Annotated in this window: 2 protein-coding genes; one reads left to right on the top strand and one right to left on the bottom strand. The window is 47.9% G+C overall.

What is annotated here, in order from left to right; translation table 11 throughout:
* On the bottom strand, nt 1-1,514 hold a 1,514-nt coding region (locus A1D16_RS21460; RefSeq protein WP_290713729.1), incomplete at its 3' end, for an ABC transporter ATP-binding protein.
* A gap of 111 nt (nt 1,515-1,625) precedes the next feature.
* Here A1D16_RS21460 and A1D16_RS21455 point away from each other — a divergent pair.
* The coding region (locus tag A1D16_RS21455; protein WP_290713726.1) for a peptide-N-glycosidase F-related protein at nt 1,626-2,824 on the top strand (1,199 nt) is incomplete at its 3' end.

Here is a 2,824-nt window from a genome sequence, read left to right as displayed (position 1 = left end):
TTTCTGCCCCCGCTCAGGGTAACGCCCCGCTCCCCGATTACCATATCGTATTGCTGGCTGAAACCCATGATCTCCTGGTGAATACTTGCTGCTTTTGCAGCCGCTTCGATCGAATCCTGGTCCACTTTCTGTACGCCAAATCCGATATTATTCCGGATACTGTCGCTGAATAAAAACACATCCTGGGGCACATAACTCACCTGCTTCCGCAGGTAAGCCAGGTCAATTTTAGCAAGCTCCACCCCCTCCAGTTCGATGCTACCGGAATCTGTATCAAATAACCGGAGCAGTAATTGTGCAAGGGTGGTTTTTCCGCTGCCGGTTCTGCCAATAATGGCAACTTTTTCTCCCTGGCGGATCTCAAAATTCAGCTTATTGATGGCTTTTATGCCCGTGTGTTCATAGGTAAAGCTGATATTATTAAACCGGATATTTCCGTTTATAACCGGCTTTTGCGGGTTTTCCGGCTGCCGGATGGCGGGAACCGTATCCAAAAATTCATTAATACGTTTTTGAGAAGCAGCAGCGCGCTGAATCATACTGGCCGTCCAGCCAATGGCACTTACCGGAAACGTAAGAATATTGATATACATCACAAATTCGGCCAGCATACCAGTAGTTACATTGGTACCGGGTTGCATGGCATAAATACCCCCGATCAAAATGGTTAGCAGGGTTGAAATACCAATCATCAGGGCCATCGTAGGAAAATAAATCGCTTCCATTTTAGCCAGCCCGATGGTGTTTTTCCGGTATTCTTCACTGTTCTCCTCAAAATAAGCCTGCTGTGCCTTTTCCTGTACAAAAGATTTGATTACCCGGATTCCGGAAAAGGACTCCTGTGCGGTGGTCGTTAGCCGAGACAAAAGTGCCTGGATCCGTTCGCTTCTGCGATGAATATTGGTATTAACCAGGTAAATCGTAATTGCCAGTAATGGCAGGGGCGATAAAACCAGCAAGGTCAGTTTGGGATTGGCCTGTACCATATAAACCAGGCAGAAAGTAATGGTAAATGCCAGGTTCACAAAATACATAATAGCCGGACCGGTATACATTCTCACCCGGCTAACATCTTCCGTAATCCGGTTCATTAGATCGCCCGTACGATTTTTTTTGTAAAAGCTCATATCCAACTGCTGGTAGTGCTGGTAAATTTCATTTTTCTGGTCGTATTCAATATGGCGGCTCATTACGATAATGGTCTGCCGCATCAAAAAAAGAAAAAAACCACTGAGGATCGCCGTTCCCAGTAATACCAGCCCGCATACAACCACCAGCCGGCTAAAAGAGAGCGATCGGGTAAAATCCACCAGTTCATATACCAGCCAGTCATAACTGGTAACCTTTCCCCCGTTATACCCCGGAAGTTTCTGTTCTACCGCATCAATAATAAAACGGGTAATCTGCGGAGCAAGGATTCTGAAGTAGTTAGACAATATGATAAACAATATCCCCAAAAAGAATCGCCAGCGATACTTCCACAGGTATTGATTCAAACTTTTAAGATGTTTCATGAACCGGCAAAATTAGGGGGAATGGGGGAAAAGCCAGAAGAGCAACTGGCAGGTAGCAGGATTGAGCAAAATTAAGGAGGAAAATTTGCGAATGGTTTGGGATATTGCCGCATGATTCAACTGATTAAACGTAGCAAAAGCCTGCTGCTTGCGGGTGCTCTTACCTGCCTGCTTACTGCTTCAGCAGCCGCCCAGAAGCCCGCCGTCCAGACGATTACCACACACGATCGAATTACTGTTGTAACCGACCCTTCCCAGGGTACCAAGTCTTATTTGGGATGGGGAAAATTTCCGGCCGCCTCCACCCCGATCCGGAAAATTAAGTTACGGGTGAAATTTGGTTGTCCGGATACACTTCGCTGTGCCGACTGGGATTATATGGACCAGATCCGGATTCGCCGCAAAGGCGGCCAGCTGGCGCCTGACCTGGGTTATGAAATCGGGCGAATGCTGACCCCCTACGGAGGAGCTTTTGGTAAACAATGGAATTTTGAATGGGAAACCGATATTACGGACTTTAGCCTGCTGCTGCGAGACAGTGTAGAAGTCGAATACCGCCATTCTGGTTATGAGCCCAATAATGACCGGGGCTGGAAAATAAGCGTTCAATTTGACATAAGCTACGGCCCCCCGGCTTTGCCGCCACTGGCTTTTCATCGCATTTACGAAGGTTTTTTTGCGTATGGCGACTCCAGCAAACCCATTGAAGCTTCGCTTAAACCCGTTTCCTTTACCTCCTCTTCCAAAACCCGCCATGGCCGTTTCCTGGTATACCAGACCGGCCACGGAATGGACCCGGCCGGTTGTGGTGAATTTTGCAGCAGATACCGGGAGATACATTTCAATAAAACCCTGATCGACAAACGCGATATCTGGCAAAAATGCGGCGATAACCCACTCTATCCCCAGGCCGGCACCTGGGTAATTGATCGTGCCTACTGGTGCCCGGGCGAATTAAAACATGCCGATCGTTATGAACTTTCGGTTGCACCGAACCGCCAGCACGAATTGGCGATCAGAATGGAACCTTATCAATCCACCAAGCCCAGTGCAACGGAGGTTATTTCGGCGTACCTGGTAGAATATGGTGCATACCGTTCAGCACAGGATGTTGCGATGGAAGATATTATAGTACCATCCAAAAAAGATGTTCATGCAAGAATCAACCCGGCGGGTATCAACCCGGTTATTTCCTTTCGCAACCTGGGCGCAGAACTACTTCGGAGCCTCACTATTATTTATGGCACCAAGGGAAAAACACCGCGGAGTTTTCAATGGAAGGGTGCTCTAAAAGCGGGAGAAACCGCCGG

The sequence above is a fragment of the Flavihumibacter sp. CACIAM 22H1 genome, from assembly GCF_001601815.1.
GTDB lineage: Bacteria > Bacteroidota > Bacteroidia > Chitinophagales > Chitinophagaceae > Flavihumibacter.
The sequence above is the reverse complement of the archived record's forward strand: the minus strand, read 5'-3'. Positions and strand labels throughout refer to the sequence as shown.